We start from the raw sequence: 17428 nt of genomic DNA, 5'->3' as shown, positions 1-17428 counted from the left end.
TTTTATTCCGCCTAAGCGATACGAGCCTAATCGAAACCAAAGCCTTCCGCGAACAGCACCTTCAGCTTCGCCATCGCCTCCTGCTCGTCGCTGCCGCTGCAGATGATCTCAAGCGATCCTCGGCCTTTGATCCCGGCCCCCAGAATACTCATGATGCTTTTTCCCTTGATGGTCTTGCCATCGTAGATCATCTCGATCCGCGACTGATACTGCGCGCACGCCTTTGCCAGTACGCCCGCCGGGCGGGCATGAATGCCGTGCAGGTTGCTGATTTTCACCACTTCTTTCAACATAATTGCGATTCCTTACTCACTGTCCGTTAGCCGGGTACATCGCCTGAACGACGTTAAAATAGCCTTGAATCAGAAGCTGGGCGACCATCGCGCCCGGGTCGACAAACGCACGGGATCGTTCGCCGTGGATAGCCGCACGCCCGTGCTTCGCCACCATCGTGGTGGTCTGCTGCACGCCCTGCTGTGCCGCTAACAACGCTTTCCGCGCCACGTTCAGCGGTTCGCCCTGACCACGCAGCGCCACCAGCGCCGGCGCCATCCCATCAAGAAAGGTTTTTTCACCCGGCTGTGCTTTGCCCCGTTGCTGCACACCATCAAACCAGGCCTGGAAAAAGTCGCCCGCATCCTCCAGCGTCATCGTCTCTCGCCCCTTAAAGACTTTTCCCGCCTGCATCAGGCCGGAAGCCATCAGCGTCCCCATCGTTGAAGGTACCGCCGAGGCCATTGCTTTACCCGCCAGATAGAAAAATCGTCCCAGGTCTGGTTCCTCGTTGTGCTGTGCATAGTCCGACGCCGCGGCAAAACCATCGCTCATGGTGAGGCCCAAATCGCCATCGCCCACCACACTGTCCAGTTCGGTTAGCACCGTCTTGTTACCCTGCATCACCCTCGCCCACTCGGCAAAGAGCGGGCGTAAGCTCTCGCTGTTTAACGTCATAGCACCTCCTTAGGCGGGAAACTGCCGGAACATCGGCGTGTCGGCCTGCGCGTTCAACAGCGCCTTAAGCTCATCGTCTACTGGCATCAGGCTGATGGACATGCCGGTCATCTCCATCGCCGTGGCAAATTCCCCCACCCACACGCGGAAGATGCGGATGTTGCTCTGCGCCAGAATCTGGTGCACGTGGCGATACATCAGGTACAGCTCTTCCAGCGGCGTCGCACCGAGGCCGTTCATCAGCACCGCCACTTCATCGCCCTGCTGGCAGGGAGAGTCGGCAATCAGCCAGGACATCATCTCTTCAGCAATATTTTCAGCACTCAGCTGCGGCCCGCGACGGATGCCACTTTCCCCATGGATACCCATGCCGATTTCCATCTCGTTGTCGCCAATATGGAAGCCCGGCTTACCGATACGCGGCACGATGCACGGCGACAGCGCCACCCCCAGCGTCCGCACGCGATCCCCGGCCTTCTGCGCGATACGCTGAACGGTGTCGAGGTCATCCATTCTGGCGGCCGACGCGCCAGTACATTTGTAGACGAAGAAAATCCCTGCCACGCCACGTCGCGTAGTGGCACCACCGCTCGGCAAGGCGCCAGCGGAATCATCGGCGGCAACAACCGTGCAGGTCCGGATGTTGCTCTCCATGTCGGCCATTTCCGCCGCCATATCAAAATTGAAGATATCGCCGTTGTAATTGCCGTACAGGTAGAGCACGCCCGCACCGCTATCTACCGCCTGCGTGACGGACAGAATTTGCTCCGGCGACGGTGACTGGAACACATCGCCAATCGCGCAGCCGTCCAGCATGCCCTGCCCCACGTAGCCGAGGAACAACGGCAGGTGCCCAGAGCCACCGCCGGTGACAATCCCTACTTTGCCGGGTACCGGACGCGCCGTGGCAAGGCAGTGCAGATCCTCATTCACAAAGCGGAATTTATCGGGGTGCGCCAGATAGATGCCTTCCAGCATCTCCGGGATAAAATCCTCCGCCTGATTCAGAAATTTTTTCATGCGTTCTCTCCATGAATATCCCGCCCGAACGGGCGGGCGCGTCAATTAACGGGCAAATTTGATCTGTGATGGGTAAGCCCAGCGCTGCAGCTCTTCCGGAGCGAAGGATTCAGGCTCCTTGCCGCCGTTAATCACCAGCGCGTGGTAGTAAATCTGCGCCATCTCCTCCAGGTACGCAGATTTCAGCACTGCTTCATACGGGTCTTTATCCACGCCGATTGCGCCATGTTTTTCCATCAGGATGGCATCGGCACGCTTGATAGGTTCGATCACGCTCTCGGAAAGCGCCGGCGTACCGGGGCGACCGTATGGCGCAACCGGAATTACTCCGTCTTTCAGGTTGAGAATGGCGCACTCGTACACCACCGCCGGGATGGGCTTATTCAGCACGGCAAAAGAGGTCGCGTAGAGGGAGTGCGTGTGGGAGATGGCGAACACGTCCGGGCGCGCTTTATAAATCTCGATATGCATCAGGCATTCGCTGGTTGGGCGCAATCCCGCTTCGCTTTCAATCACGTTGGCTTCAACGTCCATCACCACGATATCGCGCGGCGTTAAATGCATTTTGTCGATAGTGGTTGGGGTCACCAGAATAAGCCCCGTCTCTTTATCCCGTACGCTGGAATTACCTGCCTTATGTTTACAGAGTCCCCATTGCTGAGCGGTTCTGGCCATTTCAACGACGTGTTTTTTCTGAATGTCTAACATAATATTTATCCTGTATACGGTTATAGGGGCGAGCGATGTCGCGACAATGATTGCCGGGAAATAACGTTGCAGTTTTCAAGCTGCAACGGCGTTTAATTAATCATTACGAATGACGGGCAAATTCATTTATCAGTGCATATTCATCCTGTGCGCGGCGAATAACATTTCCGCCGTCATAGAATTCGAGAAATTCATTTAATTGCGCGAGCGCCTTAAGATGCTTTTGCGGATTATTCGTCGCCAGGACGATAATAATATCGGCCTGCATATAACCGGCGAAATCAATCTTTGAAGGCAGGCGTAATAGCGTCATCCCCGTTTCCAGTGCGCCATCATCGACCCCCGCATGGGCGATGATCACCCCGTCAGCCAGCATGATATAGGGCTGCTCATCAGCAATTTTATTCAGCATAATTTGCAGGTAGCGCGGTTCAATCACCCCGTTTTCCAGTAGCGATGTAGAGGCTTCGGTAATCGCCTGCTGCCAGTCACCGGGCAGCGAAGTGGCAAACTGAACGTGTTCGCGTTGCAACAAGTCCATCAGCGACGGCGCCGGCGGTTCAATGTTGCCCACTGCGCTCGCGGCGCTATTTTCATCATAGATATAGCTGGCAAGTGCACGCTGTAGCCCTTTGTGATCGATGATATTGCCGAAGCGCTCGAAGATAAGCAGCAGTTGCTCTATCTGAATGATATTCGGGTCCACGCCCTGTAGCGCACCGATCACATGATTGCGGAACGCACTTTTGTGAATGCTGCTGATGGACGGATTCACCACAAACACCATCTTGCTGGTGTTCAGATGCGTGGTGGAGAAGACCACGTCGTAGTGCCCGGTATAGCGCTCAAACTCGCGCCGTGACATCACTTCGGTAAAATGCAGCTCCGGGAACAGCACCTGCAGCGTCAGGAACAGATAGGTAGAAATCGTGGCGCTGTTTTCACACACCACCACCGCCGTTTTCTGTAGCTTAATCTGATGGATAACCCCTTCACGGGTCAGCCAGCCGCCAAAGAGCACCGTCAAAAACGCCATCTCTTCATCGGGAATTTCGCAGTGCAGTACCGTCTCGAACGGCGCCGCCGCGCGGCGGACCATCTCGTGCAGATGGCTGAACTCTTTCACCACCAGATCGTAAACGCTGCTGGTATTGGTCAGATGATAGCGAATACGGTAATAGGCTGGTTTCCAGTGCTGATAGATTTTTTCAATCAGCTCATTTTTCTCTTTGATGGTGACGCAGCTTATTTTTTCAAAATTGTCGACTACCGCCACCACGCTTTCAAGCAGCAGCGTATCCAGGTGGAAATATTTATCGGCAATACTTTGAATATTTGAGCTTTGGATCAGTGCCGTCAGGAAAACCAGTTCATTTTCGCTATTGATATTGATTTTACTGATAACGCTCTGCATCAGGGTAAATTCTCTGCTGCCAATAATATCGGCGTAGCTGCCAGGAATATTGACCAGACCTTTTCCTGAATCAATACGGTGCAAGACAAAGCAGATAAAATAAATAAGCTCCTGAAGCTGGCGGTCGGTGAACTGAATTTTAAAACGTTTTTCAATTTCGCTAAAAACGTTGCCGACCTTTTCCAGATAGTCACTCATGACGTTGTTATAGTGGGCGAGGATATTTTTGGCGACCGGAATTTCCAGCACCCGACGTAAACAGTTCAGCAGCAGATAACGTTTTTCCAGCTCCTCACCCAGAATATGGTAGCCGTTGCCCCGGTCGTAGCTTATCTCCAGCCCGTGATCGATAACCTCTGTACGCACCTTTTTCAGGTCGTTAATAATCGTATTCTGACTCACGCCCAGCGAAGAGGAGAGATGCAGCAATGACAGCCGTTCGTTGCGGGTCAGCAGCATAAAGATAATCATCTGTCCGCGTTCTTCTTCCGAGTAGAGATAGCGGTGCTCGGTTTCAGAGGTCTGATTCTGACGAAAATGCTCAATCACATGGCGCGGGATATGCAGCTTCCCGGTTTTCAGGCGGTTGATCCGGTCGAAGTGGTTCGACTCCAGGTAGTCATTCACCTTTTTCAGCGTATAGCTCAGCTGTTTGCGCGTCAGGCAAAACTGCTCTTCAAGCTTCGTCCCCGTGATGCCGGGATCGTTCACAATGGCATCCAGCACTGCAACCACGCGTTTATCCATAGCCATGCCGACTCTCCTGCAATGAAAAGCCTGGCGGCGACGCCTGCCGCCAGACATGAACATGAAACCCAGAATTACGCCTGCTGCGCCTTCTCCTGCTGCTCGGCTTCCTGCTGTGCCAGATTGCTTTCACGACGCAGTTCGCGGGAGTAGAAGAAGTAGCCACAGCCCCACCACACCGCGAAGACCAGCGGGATAACGTTGCCTTCCAGGAATTTGAACAGGAAGGAGAAGGCATAGGTGAAGACCGGTGCATCAATCGAACTGTTCGAAATCAACTGCCCTGCCGGGATGGTAATCGCTTTAGTGGCCAGACCGAGGTCGGTAATCATTGGCGCGAACTGCGTCCCCACAAACAGGAAGAACGGCACACCAATAATGCTCAGGATAACCATGCGCAGCGTGTTACCGCGCGTCACCAGGTAGGCCGGAACAATCAGCGCAATATTGATGATGCCAGCAAATGGCAGGATCTTATTGCCCGGCAGAATCAGTGCCCACAGCAGGGTGAACGGGATGGCAACGATAATGGCAAACCAGATCTCGCTCGCGCCGCCCATAAACGGCCAGTCGATACCCACGAACAGCTTACGCCCGGAGAATTTCTTGTTCATATAGTCGCTGATGGCCTCTGAGATCGGCGACAGCGCCTGCATAAAGAGCTTGGAAATCATCGGGAACAGCACCAGCGCCGTTGAGGCCTGCACCCCCAGCATCAGCGTTTTCGCGACGCTGTAGCCCGCAATCACCCCAAACAGGATCCCCAGAATAAAACCGATGATGTGGTTTTCGGCAAAGACCCCGACCTTGGCGCGCAGCGCGCTGGCATCCATCGGCTTATTACAGACCGGAATTTTGCGCAGCAGCAGATCGAACGGGTAATAGATGGCACCAAAGAAGACCATACGGTGCGTACAGGTTACCCCCGGGATCCCCGTGAGCTTCTCAATACGATGCTGGTGAATATCCCCCGCGTTCAGTTCCATAATGATCTGGAAGGCGGCAACAAGGAATGCCAGTACCAGGCTCCAGACCGGGCCAAACAATGGGGTGGTGACGCTCACCACGATAAACGCGGTAAAGATTTTCCCCCACACGTTCCAAAGGTCGGCGTTGAAGGTATTGGTCTTGTTCAGCATCAACATCACAATGTTTACGCCAACCTGAAGCGGGAACATGGCGAACGCATAAGGCCAGGCCCAGGAGATATTCGCCATCGTCGTCCAGCCGCCATCGACGATACTTAACTCAAGGCCGGTACGGTTCATCATGGTCTGCGCGGCAACACCGATGGCATCAACCATAAAGCCAATCAGCATGCTCATCCCGACGAAGGCGACGCCCAGCGTGATGGCCGCCGAGGCCGCATCGCGGAATTTCATCCGTACCACCAGCCCGGCTAATAACATAATAAAAGGCACAAAAACCGGCGCGCCTAAATTCAGAATATAATTTATGACTACACCAAGAAAGTCCATAGCACTTCTCCACTAAAATAATTATACGGATTAAAGAGCTACACCTTATTTACAGGCATCAATGACCTTTTGTAATTCTTGCTCCATCCCCATGCCGGTCAGGAAGGCAATCCCATTAATTACCGGGATAGGATATTGCTTATCAACTTTGGTGATGGCGATATAAGCCGCACTGTCTTTTATATGACTATCAAGCGATTTCAGGTCGATGACTTCGACTTTGATATGCGACTGCTGACGTTCATTCAATAAGCGGGTCACTTTACTGGCAACCGTTTGTGAGGTAGCAACGCCGCTTCCACATGCAACAATGACTTTTTTCATCTTATAAATCCTTATCTAATTGCAGTCTTGATGTGAGGGTACAGAGAAAGGTTTCTACATCGTCTATTTCGCGTAGGATCTGGACAACCTCTTCATCCGCAAGGCAGTCCATGAGCTTTTGCAGCGCTGTCAGGTGGCTGCTGTGGTCAACAAAACCAAGTAAAACAATGAAATGAACATAAAGCGTGTTGTCATCATTGCCCATTTCCTGCCAGGCAATGGGCGTAGACAGCCGCGTTACGGAGATAAAGGGGCGAATAACGTGCTGAGGGTCGGTATGAGGAAGCGCGATAGCCACCGGCAGCGTTGGCAGCGCGGTAGGGTACGCCTTTTCACGGGCGATGATGGCGTCAAGAAAAGAGTTCCGGACATAGCCTTGCTCTTTCAGCAGCAAAAATATCGAAGAAAAAAAGTCCGTGGAATTATTATAATGTTTATCCAGAAATGTGAGCTGAGGCGTAAAATATTCACATCCTTGCGCACTTTCATTCGGGGCATCAACTATATCCGTTCTCATCCGAATATCCTCTCTAACCGCTAAGAATTAACTAGAGACAATGTTAATTCACGAGCAGCAAGCGGGCGACAAATATTGCCCCCAAAAGATGTGCGCAGACTGGCGCAACGCGGTGAGCGTTTTATTATGAATTACGTCACATTTTTATCGTTGAGATTCGTTGGCAGAGAAATAATTTGGCGGGTTACGAACAAATAAAAAGGAAAGCGGGAGATAACCCAGGCAGGTTATCCCCCATAAAGCGGCGCTTAGCCCGCGAGGAAAAAGCGGAACGCGGGGTTATTGGTTTCGTCGTGACAATCGTAGCCCAGCTCATTGAGCCGCGTTTCAAAATCAGGCTCATGTTCGCCCAGCTCAAATGCCGCCAGCACACGACCATAGTCGGTACCGTGACTGCGGTAGTGGAACAAAGAGATATTCCAGTGCGTGCCTAAGGTGTGCAGGAACTTCAGCAGCGCCCCCGGGGATTCCGGAAACTCGAAGCTGTACAGACGTTCCTGTAACGGCTTAGACGGGCGACCGCCGACCATGTAGCGTACGTGCAGCTTCGCCATTTCGTCGTCAGAGAGATCCACCACGCTGTAGCCGCCCTCGTTGAGCAACTGCAGGATCTCTTTACGCTCTTCCAGACCCCGGCTCAGACGGACGCCAACAAAAATGCAGGCATTTTTCGCATCGGCGAAACGGTAGTTGAACTCAGTAACCGAACGCCCACCCAGCAGCTGACAAAACTTCAGGAAGCTGCCCTTCTCTTCTGGAATCGTCACCGCCAGCAGCGCTTCACGCTGTTCCCCCAGCTCGCAACGCTCAGAGACATAGCGCAGGCCGTGGAAGTTAACGTTCGCACCGGACAGCACGTGCGCCAGGCGTTCGCCGCGAATGTTGTGCTGGGCGATGTATTTTTTCATGCCCGCCAGCGCCAGCGCCCCGGAAGGCTCCGCCACCGCACGCACATCTTCGAACAGGTCTTTCATCGCCGCGCAGATAGCATCGCTATCGACGGTGACGATATCGTCGAGATACTCCTGGCACAGGCGGAAGGTTTCATCACCGATGCGCTTCACCGCTACGCCTTCAGCGAAGAGACCCACACGCGGCAGGTCAACCGGATGACCGGCATCCAGCGCCGCTTTCAGGCAGGCAGAATCTTCGGCTTCTACGGCAATGACTTTGATTTGCGGCATCAGCTGTTTAATCAACACCGCCACACCTGCCGCCAGACCGCCGCCGCCAACCGGCACAAACACGCGGTCGAGGTGAGCATCTTGTTGCAACAATTCCAGCGCCAGCGTGCCCTGCCCGGCAATCACCATCGGGTGATCGAAAGGCGGAACCCAGGTGAAACCCTGCTGCTGCGCTAGCTCAATGGCTTTGGCTTTCGCTTCGTCAAAGTTCGCACCGTGCAGCAGCACTTCGCCGCCAAAACCGCGTACGGCATCGACTTTGATGTCGGCGGTCGCAACCGGCATGACGATAAGCGATTTCAGGCCAAGCCGGGCGGATGAGAACGCCACGCCCTGCGCATGGTTGCCCGCGGATGCGGTGATCACGCCATGCGATTTCTGCTCGGCCGTCAGGCCCGCCATCATCGCGTAGGCCCCGCGCAGCTTGAAGCTGTGCACCGGCTGGCGGTCTTCGCGCTTCACCAGAATCACGTTATCAAGGCGCGAAGAGATCTTTTCCATTTTCTGTAGCGGCGTCACCTGCACCGCTTCATAGACCGGTGCGCGTAGCACCGCTCTGAGATACTCGGCCCCCTCAGGGGAGCCGGATAGGGGTTGTGAATCTGCCATGATTAGCCACCCAGTTTCGATTTATCACGTACGGCGCCTTTGTCGGCGCTGGTTGCCAGGCTAGCGTAAGCGCGAAGGGCGAAGGAGACCTGACGCTCACGATTTTTCGGCGTCCACGCCTGGTCGCCACGGGCTTCCTGCGCTTCACGACGTGCGGCAATTTCCGCGTCGCTCAGCTGCAGCTGAATACCACGGTTCGGGATATCGATAGCAATCATGTCGCCATCTTCGATAATCGCGATATTGCCACCGCTTGCCGCTTCCGGAGAAACGTGGCCAATAGAGAGGCCAGAGGTACCGCCGGAGAAACGACCATCGGTGATCAAGGCGCAGGCTTTGCCGAGACCCATCGATTTCAGGAAGGTGGTTGGGTAGAGCATTTCCTGCATGCCCGGCCCGCCTTTCGGCCCTTCGTAGCGAATGACCACCACGTCGCCTGCGACAACTTTGCCGCCGAGGATAGCTTCTACCGCGTCATCCTGGCTTTCGTACACTTTTGCTGGACCGGTGAATTTAAGGATGCTGTCATCCACGCCAGCGGTTTTTACGATACAGCCGTTTTCCGCAAAGTTACCGTAGAGCACGGCCAGTCCGCCGTCTTTGCTGTAGGCGTGTTCCAGAGAACGGATACAGCCTTCGGCGCGGTCATCGTCCAGCGTATCCCAGCGGCAATCCTGCGAGAACGCCTGCGTGGTACGGATACCGGCCGGGCCTGCGCGGAACATTTTCTTGACCGCCTCGTCCTGGGTGAGGGTGATGTCGTACTGCTCCAGCGTCTGCGGCAGGGAGAGGCCGAGGACGTTTTTCACGTCGCGGTTCAGCAGGCCTGCACGGTCCAGCTCGCCGAGGATCCCCAGCACGCCACCGGCGCGGTGCACATCTTCCATATGGTATTTCTGGGTGCTTGGCGCCACTTTACACAGCTGCGGCACCTTGCGGGACAGCTTGTCGATGTCACTCATGGTGAAGTCGATTTCGGCTTCCTGTGCCGCCGCCAGCAGGTGCAGAACGGTGTTGGTGGAGCCGCCCATGGCGATATCCAGCGTCATGGCATTCTCAAACGCTTCTTTGCACGCGATGTTGCGCGGCAGCGCGGATACATCATCCTGCTCGTAGTAGCGTTTGGTCAGCTCAACGATGCGCTGGCCCGCAGTGAGGAACAGTGCTTTACGGTCAGCATGGGTGGCCAGCAGTGAGCCGTTACCCGGCTGAGACAGACCCAGCGCTTCGGTCAGGCAGTTCATCGAGTTGGCGGTGAACATGCCGGAACAGGAGCCGCAGGTTGGGCAGGCGGAACGTTCAACCTGCTCGCTCTGCGAGTCAGAGACTTTCGGGTCCGCGCCCTGAATCATCGCATCGACCAGGTCGAGTTTAATAATTTTGTCAGAGAGCTTGGTTTTCCCGGCTTCCATCGGGCCGCCGGAAACGAAGATAACCGGAATGTTCAGGCGCAAAGAAGCCATCAACATCCCCGGGGTGATTTTGTCGCAGTTGGAAATACAGACCATCGCATCGGCACAGTGGGCGTTCACCATATACTCGACGGAGTCGGCAATCAGTTCGCGCGACGGCAGGGAGTAAAGCATGCCGCCATGGCCCATGGCGATACCATCATCCACCGCAATGGTATTGAACTCTTTAGCGACACCGCCGGAGGCTTCGATCTGCTCGGCAACCAGTTTACCGAGGTCGCGCAGGTGCACGTGGCCCGGCACGAACTGGGTAAACGAGTTTACGACGGCAATAATCGGTTTACCGAAGTCATCATCGGTCATCCCGGTGGCGCGCCACAGTGCGCGAGCGCCCGCCATATTGCGGCCGTGAGTGGTGGTGGCGGAACGGTATTTAGGCATGCTTTAGTACTCCCAGTCTTTATCTTGTTAAATGGGGTGCTGCGTGACACCCCATCTTTTTTATGCTTATGGATTAACCTGATCCAACCAACCCCATTTATCTTCGGTTTCACCGGTAAAGAGGCCAAAGAATGCTTGCTGAACGCGTTTGGTGACCGGGCCACAGCGACCTTCACCTACCTGGATACCGTCAACGCTACGTACTGGCGTGATTTCAGCAGCGGTACCGGACATGAATACTTCATCTGCAAGGTACAGGGATTCACGAGACAGCACCTGCTCGCGCACTTCAATGCCGAGCTCTTTCGCCAGCTTGATGATGGCGTCACGGGTGATACCCGGCAGCGCGGACGAGGTGAACGGAGGGGTAAAGATCACACCATCTTTCACTTCAAACAGGTTTTCGCCCGCCCCTTCAGACAGATAGCCGTTCACATCCAGCGCGATACCTTCCTGATAGCCGTGGCGGCGTGCTTCGCTGCCCACTAACAGCGAGGAGAGGTAGTTACCGCCCGCTTTTGCCGCCGTGGGGATGGTGTTCGGCGCGGCGCGGTTCCAGGAAGAGACCATGGCATCGATCCCCTGATCCAGCGCTTCTGCGCCCAGGTATGCTCCCCACGGGAACGCCGCGATGATCACGTCAGTGGTGTAGCCTTCCGGCGGGTTAACGCCCATGCCCACGTCGCCGACGAAGACCAGCGGACGAATATAGGCGCTGGTCAGGTTATTTTTGCGCAGCACTTCGCGGCAGGCTTCCATCAGCTCGTCAACGCTCTGAGAAACCGGGAAGCGGTAGATTTTGGCGGAGTCACGCAGGCGCTGCATGTGCTCGCGGTGGCGGAAAACAACCGGGCCTTTATGGGAGTCGTAGCAGCGGATGCCTTCAAATACGGAGGTACCGTAGTGCAGCGCGTGGGACATGACGTGTACTTTCGCATCTTCCCAACGCACCATCTCACCGTTGAACCAAATGTAATCCGCTTTTTTCGTCGTCATTTCTCTTCCTATTGCGCTCAGGCGCGAATCTGTTGTTGTGATGTGCTTGTACACTGCTGAACGGCAACCGAGGCCACGTCCACCAGTTTATTTAATTGACTAAACAGTAAGTCGACTGACCGTGGGCTGGCAACGGTCAGTTCAATATTTATATTCTGTGCATCGCTAGCCGTTTCCATATTCATCGAGCAAATCTGAAAGCCGCGATGGCGAACCACACGTAAGACGCGTTCTAAGGTTTCCGGGTTGAAGCGGGCCTGCACGTTGACCTGATGTTGCATCATGATAATTTCTCCAGCATTTGTGAGTTACTGGCGCCAGGCGGCACCAGTGGCCAGACATTCTCAAGTTCGTCGATTGAGACATGAAGCAGGTACGGGCCTTCGCTTGCGAGCATGGTGTCGAGTGCCGCTTCTACCTGGTCTTTACGGGTGATGTGTTGGCCAGGGATGCCGAAGGCGCTGGCCAGCGTGAGGAAATCGGGGTTATCGGTCAGGGTGGTTTCGCTATAACGTTCCTGGAAGAACAGCTGCTGCCATTGTCGAACCATCCCTAACCGTTGGTTGTCGAGCAGTACGATCTTCAGCGGCAACTGCTTGCGTTTTACGGTGCCCAACTCTTGTACGTTCATCATGAAAGAGCCGTCACCGGAGATACAGATTACCTTGTCGTTCGGGCGCGCTACCTGTGCGCCAACGGCCGCCGGCAGCCCGAAGCCCATCGTGCCTAAGCCGCTTGAGGTGATGAAGTTCTCCGGGCGGGTGTAGGTCATGTGTTGAGCGGACCACATCTGGTGCTGGCCAACATCGGTGGTCACCACGCTTTCCGCCGGTTTACGATCGGAGAGCTGCTTCAGCAGCAACGGCGCATAGATAGCCTCGCCCGGATGGTCGTAACGCCAGTCATGCTCAGCGCGCATCGCCGCATTATGTTCACACCAGGCGTCGATCGCCAGCGGCTGCTGCAGCGCGGACAACAGCGTATTCAGGTCGCCCTGCAGGGCAACGTGCGCCTGGCGCAGTTTGTTCATTTCAGCCGGGTCGATATCCATATGGATAACTTTGGCGTGTGGTGCGAAGGTGTTCAGTTTGCCGGTTACGCGGTCATCAAAGCGTGCGCCAACGGCGATCAGCAGGTCACACTCCTGCACTGCCAGGTTGGCCGCTTTGGTACCGTGCATACCCAGCATACCGAGATAGTACGGATAATCTGCAGGCACGGCGCCCAGACCTTTCAGCGTGCAGGTCGCTGGTATTTGCGTCACCGCCATAAACTCACGCAGCGCGGGAACCGCCTGCGCCATCCCTACGCCGCCGCCGACGTACAGCATTGGCTTCTGCGATTCAGCCAGCATCTGCTGCGCCTGCGCCATTTCGCTGTGTGGGAAACTATCGTCGCTTTCTACGGTGGAGAAGAATGGATCCAGATCGCCCTGCGCAATCTGAATATCTTTAGGGATATCAACCAGAACCGGGCCAGGACGGCCTGAGTTTGCCACCAGGAAAGCTTCAGCCATTACGCGCGGCAGCTCTTCCAGGGATTGCACCAGGAAACTGTGTTTGGTGCAGGCCAGCGACAAACCGAGGACGTCCACTTCCTGGAAGGCGTCCGTACCGATAAACGGTGCGGCAACCTGACCGGTGATGGCAACAACGGGAACGGAATCGAGCAGCGCGTCCGCCAGACCGGTGATCAGGTTGGTTGCTCCTGGGCCTGAAGTGGCGATACAGACGCCGGTTTTACCGGTAGAGCGGGCATAGCCGATGGCCGCCATCGCCGCTCCCTGCTCGTGTCGACACAGCAGATGTTCTACGCCGCCGTCATACAGAGCGTCGTAAACGGGCATAATGGCACCACCGGGATACCCAAATACCGTTTCGACTCCCTGCGCTCGCAACGCATGTACCACCCACTGTGCGCCATTCATAGTTAGTTCCCCGCCTTAGATCGTAAGAAACAGAATTTTGTGCTACTCGTCATTCTCTGCTCCTCGTTATTGTTTTTTAGTCATAAAAAAACCCCCGGACCTTTCGGTGCGGGGGTCTTAGTTCGTTAAGGCTTGATTTCTAAGCCTTTCCTCGTCCAAGTGCAGCCCCGCACGGTGGGATAATAATCACCACCACGCTAATCACGACCAGGCTAATCACTCGTAGAAGGGCTGTCATTTTTGTCTATTCTTGCATCTTGTTCGAAGGAATACCTACAGAGTTACCACAGACATCACAAAAAGCACAAGTTTTTTTTATGACGCCATTGATTACCATGCTAAGGATTATTAGAAAAAGATTTGTTTTATATAGAAAAAATATGAAATGAAAATATTTCACCATCTGACGTTCACCATCGGCAAAAGCGGGTGGTGCAGAGCGATAGCGTGAAAAAATGCGGGTGCGCTTCCATGAAAAATGAAAATGCATGAAAAGCAGTAAAAATAGCAGAATAAGACGCGTAAATACGCGAAGTAACGGATTAATACAACAGTACACCGATGCATAATGTCTTTCATCAGGGAGGAGTTATGTCACTATCCGTCGTCTATACGCGCGCAGCTCTCGGTGTGAATGCGCCACTGATTACCATTGAAGTCCATATCAGTCAGGGGCTGCCGGGGCTGGTAATGGTGGGTCTGCCGGAAACCACCGTCAAAGAGTCCCGGGATCGGGTCCGCAGCGCAATCATCAACAGCGGTTATACCTTTCCGGCGAAAAAAATCACTATCAACCTGGCGCCCGCCGACCTGCCAAAAGAAGGCGGTCGATATGATTTACCTATCGCTATTGCGCTCCTGGCGGCTTCTGAGCAGCTTAGCACCCAGAAACTGGGTCAATATGAGTTCGTGGGGGAATTGGCCCTTACAGGCGCATTACGTGGCATTCCTGGGGCCATCTCTGCGGCAATGGAAGCCATCAGTGCCGGGCGTCAGATAGTACTCGCTGAAGACGATGCTCCGCTGGTTGGGCTGCTCGGCGGCAATGATTGCCTTATCGCCAGCCATCTTCTGGAGGTTTGTGCGTTTCTGGAAGGGAAGCAGGAACTGCGGCTTCCGCCCATGGAGACGCCCGTCATTGCCGAGGCCGTTGACGACCTGAGCGAGGTCATCGGCCAGCAGCAGGGGAAACGCGCGTTAGAGGTGACCGCTGCGGGCGGGCATAATTTATTGCTGATTGGCCCGCCGGGCACTGGGAAAACCATGCTTGCCTCCAGGCTCAGAGGGCTGCTGCCGCCGCTCAACGATCGCGAGGCGCTGGAAAGCGCTGCTATCATCAGTCTGGAAAATAGCCGCCGTGTTCAGGCAGAGTGGCGCTGCCGACCTTTTCGCGCGCCGCACCATAGCGCTTCGTTAACCGCGATGGTGGGCGGAGGATCAATACCTGCCCCTGGCGAGGTCTCGCTGGCCCATAACGGGATTCTGTTTCTGGATGAATTGCCGGAATTTGAACGCAGGGTGCTGGATGCATTACGGGAGCCTATCGAGTCGGGCAAGATCCATATTTCACGCACGCGCGCCAAAATTACCTACCCTGCTCGCTTCCAGCTTATTGCTGCGATGAATCCCAGCCCGACCGGACACTATGAAGGAAAACACAATCGCTGCACGCCAGAACAGACGCTGCGCTACCTCAATCGGCTGTCGGGGCCTTTCCTCGACCGTTTCGATTTATCGCTTGAGATCCCCATGCCTCCGCCTGGGTTGCTGAGCCAGCCCGTTCGCCATGAAGAGAGTAGCCGGGAGGTACAGCTTCGCGTGATTGCCGCCCATCAGCGGCAGTTTACCCGCCAGGGGAAGCTTAATGCCCATCTCGGTAGCGGTGAGGCAAGAGTACATTGTGTTCTCTGCGATGAGGATTCACGCTGGCTGGAGCAGACGCTCGCGCAGCTGGGGCTTTCCATTCGCGCGTGGCAGAGGCTGCTTAAGGTTGCGCGTACGTTGGCCGACATGGAGGGAGTTGATGCCATTGAGCGTCGACATTTGCAGGAAGCATTAAGCTACCGAGGAATTGACCGCATGCTCAGCCACCTGCAAACCTTACTGCAATAAAAAAGGGGCCGGAGCCCCTTTTTCTTAGTCGTCGCTTTCAGTGTAGTCGTCAGCGCCTTCCATCTGTGGTTTACCACCAGACAGCGTATGGAAACGCTTAGGACGCTTAATGCGAGTCACATACTTGTGCCATACGCGTTCAGCTTCTGAAGCCGGTTCACGCTCACCGCGGCATACCGCGACGAACTGGTGTTCCTCATCGGTTGCAGGCTCACGCTTGCCAAGATCGAGTTCGTTAAAGGCAAAGCCATAACGCTCCAGCAGCTGCGCCTCTTTGATGGTGAAGTCACCATGACGAGAGAACCCGCGCGGATAATTTTTATTATCGAAAAAACGATTAGTCGTCGTAAAGCTTTCCGCCATCCTACACGCTCCTAATTCTTTGGCCGAGCTATTTATGGCGCGGAGTATTAGATACGCTTGACAGAGTGTAAAACAAAAGATTTAAATCATTACGACAAAAAATTTTGCGGAGAAAGCTGTGGATACCGAATTGCTGAAAACTTTCCTCGAAGTGAGCAGAACTCGCCACTTCGGGCGAGCCGCAGAAGCGCTCTATCTGACACAATCTGCGGTGAGCTTTCGTATTCGTCAGTTAGAGAATCAGCTTGGCGTAAATTTATTTACTCGTCACCGCAATAACATACGGCTGACGGCGGCGGGAGAAAAGCTGCTCCCTTACGCAGAGACGCTGATGAGCACATGGCAGGCCGCGCGTAAGGAGGTCGCCAGTACCTCACGACATAACGAGTTTTCGATTGGCGCCAGCGCTTCGCTGTGGGAGTGCATGCTCAATGAGTGGCTAGGAAGACTCTACCAGGCAGATGATGCCCTGCAGTTTGAAGCGCGAATTGCACAACGGCAGTCGCTGGTGAAGCAGCTGCATGAGCGCCAGCTCGATCTGCTGATCACCACCGAAACGCCGAAGATGGATGAGTTTAGCAGCCAACTGCTGGGACATTTCACCCTTGAGCTGTTCTGTGCGTCACCGGCCACCATCAAAGCCGATCTGAATTACCTTCGCCTTGAGTGGGGGGCAGATTTTCAGCAGCATGAAACCGGGCTTATCGCCAGCGACGACATTCCGTTATTAACCACCAGTTCGGCTAGCCTGGCCTATCGACAGCTGTTGCCGTTAAAAGGCTGTACCTGGTTGCCAACATCATGGGCTCAGGAGCAAAACGGCCTCTATCCAGTTGCGGATGGCTCATCAATTTCACGGCCTTTATACGCGATCTGGCTACAAAATAGCGACAAACAGGCACAAATTCGCGACATTTTAAAAAACAACGTTTTTTAATAACAACGGAAAATGAGGGGCCCGGAGTGAACAGCGACGGGCCTTTAGAAAGGCAAATTTTAGGCAAAAAAAATCCTTTGCCTAAGCAAAGGATTATATATGGCAGGGGCGGAGAGACTCGAACTCGCGACACCCGGTTTTGGAGACCGGTGCTCTACCAACTGAGCTACGCCCCTAAAGACTTCTTAATTTTTCTTATCATTAAGCCTGCTAATATAGCAGGCTTAATTTTAAATAAGTGGCGGAACGGACGGGACTCGAACCCGCGACCCCCTGCGTGACAGGCAG

The 17428-nt window shown here is 54.6% G+C and carries 17 protein-coding genes and 1 tRNA gene; 2 read left to right on the top strand and 16 right to left on the bottom strand.

What is annotated here, in order from left to right:
- Nucleotides 1-26: 26 nt before the first annotated feature.
- The 14 genes from V6940_RS21045 to ilvL form a co-directional block, all read right to left on the bottom strand.
- Nucleotides 27-293 carry an HPr family phosphocarrier protein gene (locus V6940_RS21045; protein ID WP_035896560.1) on the bottom strand — a complete coding sequence of 89 codons (267 nt, stop codon included), beginning with the start codon at nucleotides 291-293 and terminating at the stop codon, nucleotides 27-29.
- A 16-nt stretch (nucleotides 294-309) separates the two neighbouring features.
- On the bottom strand, nucleotides 310-951 hold the full coding sequence (locus V6940_RS21040) for a DAK2 domain-containing protein (protein ID WP_333497188.1): 642 nt from the start codon (nucleotides 949-951) through the stop codon (nucleotides 310-312).
- 9 nt (nucleotides 952-960) lie between these two features.
- Complete coding sequence (locus tag V6940_RS21035) at nucleotides 961-1971, bottom strand: dihydroxyacetone kinase subunit DhaK (protein WP_333497187.1); 1011 nt, start codon at nucleotides 1969-1971, stop codon at nucleotides 961-963.
- Between the two features lie 45 nt (nucleotides 1972-2016).
- Nucleotides 2017-2679 carry a class II aldolase/adducin family protein gene (locus V6940_RS21030; protein WP_185669629.1) on the bottom strand — a complete coding sequence of 221 codons (663 nt, stop codon included), beginning with the start codon at nucleotides 2677-2679 and terminating at the stop codon, nucleotides 2017-2019.
- Nucleotides 2680-2782: 103 nt separating this feature from the next.
- A complete protein-coding gene (locus V6940_RS21025; RefSeq protein ID WP_333497186.1) occupies nucleotides 2783-4846 on the bottom strand; it encodes a BglG family transcription antiterminator in 2064 nt (687 codons plus the stop codon).
- 68 nt (nucleotides 4847-4914) lie between these two features.
- Nucleotides 4915-6318, bottom strand: coding sequence for a PTS galactitol transporter subunit IIC (locus tag V6940_RS21020; RefSeq protein ID WP_333497185.1), 1404 nt, complete (start codon nucleotides 6316-6318; stop codon nucleotides 4915-4917).
- Between the two features lie 45 nt (nucleotides 6319-6363).
- Complete coding sequence (locus tag V6940_RS21015) at nucleotides 6364-6642, bottom strand: PTS sugar transporter subunit IIB (RefSeq protein WP_035896401.1); 279 nt, start codon at nucleotides 6640-6642, stop codon at nucleotides 6364-6366.
- Between the two features lies 1 nt (nucleotide 6643).
- Complete coding sequence (locus V6940_RS21010) at nucleotides 6644-7159, bottom strand: PTS sugar transporter subunit IIA (protein ID WP_333497184.1); 516 nt, start codon at nucleotides 7157-7159, stop codon at nucleotides 6644-6646.
- 248 nt (nucleotides 7160-7407) lie between these two features.
- Nucleotides 7408-8952, bottom strand: coding sequence for a threonine ammonia-lyase, biosynthetic (gene ilvA / locus V6940_RS21005; protein WP_333497183.1), 1545 nt, complete (start codon nucleotides 8950-8952; stop codon nucleotides 7408-7410).
- 2 nt (nucleotides 8953-8954) lie between these two features.
- Nucleotides 8955-10805 (bottom strand): dihydroxy-acid dehydratase, encoded by a 1851-nt coding sequence (gene ilvD, locus V6940_RS21000; protein WP_185669634.1) that lies wholly within the window; start codon nucleotides 10803-10805, stop codon nucleotides 8955-8957.
- Between the two features lie 66 nt (nucleotides 10806-10871).
- Complete coding sequence (gene ilvE, locus V6940_RS20995) at nucleotides 10872-11801, bottom strand: branched-chain-amino-acid transaminase (protein ID WP_333497182.1); 930 nt, start codon at nucleotides 11799-11801, stop codon at nucleotides 10872-10874.
- Between the two features lie 17 nt (nucleotides 11802-11818).
- A complete protein-coding gene (gene ilvM, locus V6940_RS20990; protein ID WP_040118523.1) occupies nucleotides 11819-12085 on the bottom strand; it encodes an acetolactate synthase 2 small subunit in 267 nt (88 codons plus the stop codon).
- Complete coding sequence (gene ilvG, locus V6940_RS20985; RefSeq protein WP_333497181.1) at nucleotides 12082-13728, bottom strand: acetolactate synthase 2 catalytic subunit; 1647 nt, start codon at nucleotides 13726-13728, stop codon at nucleotides 12082-12084. Before ilvG ends, ilvM begins: the two co-directional genes overlap by 4 nt.
- Before the next feature lie 139 nt (nucleotides 13729-13867).
- A complete protein-coding gene (ilvL, locus tag V6940_RS20980) occupies nucleotides 13868-13966 on the bottom strand; it encodes an ilv operon leader peptide (protein ID WP_001311244.1) in 99 nt (32 codons plus the stop codon).
- A 353-nt stretch (nucleotides 13967-14319) separates the two neighbouring features.
- On the opposite strand from ilvL, the gene V6940_RS20975 reads away from it, so the two are divergent.
- Nucleotides 14320-15840, top strand: coding sequence for a YifB family Mg chelatase-like AAA ATPase (locus V6940_RS20975; protein WP_333497180.1), 1521 nt, complete (start codon nucleotides 14320-14322; stop codon nucleotides 15838-15840).
- Nucleotides 15841-15864: 24 nt separating this feature from the next.
- Here the strand turns inward: V6940_RS20975 and V6940_RS20970 are convergent, their stop codons facing one another.
- Entirely contained in the window at nucleotides 15865-16203 is a 339-nt protein-coding gene (locus V6940_RS20970; RefSeq protein WP_035896409.1) for a DUF413 domain-containing protein, read from the bottom strand.
- Between the two features lie 118 nt (nucleotides 16204-16321).
- Here V6940_RS20970 and hdfR point away from each other — a divergent pair, with 118 nt between their 5' ends.
- Nucleotides 16322-17140 carry an HTH-type transcriptional regulator HdfR gene (hdfR, locus tag V6940_RS20965; RefSeq protein ID WP_035896410.1) on the top strand — a complete coding sequence of 273 codons (819 nt, stop codon included), beginning with the start codon at nucleotides 16322-16324 and terminating at the stop codon, nucleotides 17138-17140.
- 100 nt (nucleotides 17141-17240) lie between these two features.
- On the opposite strand, the gene V6940_RS20960 is transcribed toward hdfR, so the two are convergent.
- Nucleotides 17241-17316 (bottom strand) — tRNA-Trp (locus tag V6940_RS20960).
- Nucleotides 17317-17428: the final 112 nt, after the last annotated feature.

Source organism: Kluyvera sp. CHPC 1.251 (assembly GCF_036759945.1).
Classification (GTDB): domain Bacteria; phylum Pseudomonadota; class Gammaproteobacteria; order Enterobacterales; family Enterobacteriaceae; genus Kluyvera; species Kluyvera sichuanensis.
The sequence above is the reverse complement of the archived record's forward strand: the minus strand, read 5'-3'. Positions and strand labels throughout refer to the sequence as shown.

What these genes read in the sequence shown, in the direction of transcription:
- V6940_RS20970 (WP_035896409.1), bottom strand. Translation starts at nt 16,203, where the DNA reads ATGGCGGAAAGCTTTACGACGACTAATCGTTTTTTCGATAATAAAAAT.
- ilvD (WP_185669634.1), bottom strand. Translation starts at nt 10,805, where the DNA reads ATGCCTAAATACCGTTCCGCCACCACCACTCACGGCCGCAATATGGCG.
- V6940_RS21010 (WP_333497184.1), bottom strand. Translation starts at nt 7,159, where the DNA reads ATGAGAACGGATATAGTTGATGCCCCGAATGAAAGTGCGCAAGGATGT.
- V6940_RS21015 (WP_035896401.1), bottom strand. Translation starts at nt 6,642, where the DNA reads ATGAAAAAAGTCATTGTTGCATGTGGAAGCGGCGTTGCTACCTCACAA.
- ilvL (WP_001311244.1), bottom strand. Translation starts at nt 13,966, where the DNA reads ATGACAGCCCTTCTACGAGTGATTAGCCTGGTCGTGATTAGCGTGGTG.
- ilvE (WP_333497182.1), bottom strand. Translation starts at nt 11,801, where the DNA reads ATGACGACGAAAAAAGCGGATTACATTTGGTTCAACGGTGAGATGGTG.
- V6940_RS21040 (WP_333497188.1), bottom strand. Translation starts at nt 951, where the DNA reads ATGACGTTAAACAGCGAGAGCTTACGCCCGCTCTTTGCCGAGTGGGCG.
- ilvM (WP_040118523.1), bottom strand. Translation starts at nt 12,085, where the DNA reads ATGATGCAACATCAGGTCAACGTGCAGGCCCGCTTCAACCCGGAAACC.
- V6940_RS21035 (WP_333497187.1), bottom strand. Translation starts at nt 1,971, where the DNA reads ATGAAAAAATTTCTGAATCAGGCGGAGGATTTTATCCCGGAGATGCTG.
- ilvG (WP_333497181.1), bottom strand. Translation starts at nt 13,728, where the DNA reads ATGAATGGCGCACAGTGGGTGGTACATGCGTTGCGAGCGCAGGGAGTC.
- V6940_RS21045 (WP_035896560.1), bottom strand. Translation starts at nt 293, where the DNA reads ATGTTGAAAGAAGTGGTGAAAATCAGCAACCTGCACGGCATTCATGCC.
- V6940_RS21020 (WP_333497185.1), bottom strand. Translation starts at nt 6,318, where the DNA reads ATGGACTTTCTTGGTGTAGTCATAAATTATATTCTGAATTTAGGCGCG.
- V6940_RS20975 (WP_333497180.1), top strand. Translation starts at nt 14,320, where the DNA reads ATGTCACTATCCGTCGTCTATACGCGCGCAGCTCTCGGTGTGAATGCG.
- V6940_RS21030 (WP_185669629.1), bottom strand. Translation starts at nt 2,679, where the DNA reads ATGTTAGACATTCAGAAAAAACACGTCGTTGAAATGGCCAGAACCGCT.
- V6940_RS21025 (WP_333497186.1), bottom strand. Translation starts at nt 4,846, where the DNA reads ATGGCTATGGATAAACGCGTGGTTGCAGTGCTGGATGCCATTGTGAAC.
- ilvA (WP_333497183.1), bottom strand. Translation starts at nt 8,952, where the DNA reads ATGGCAGATTCACAACCCCTATCCGGCTCCCCTGAGGGGGCCGAGTAT.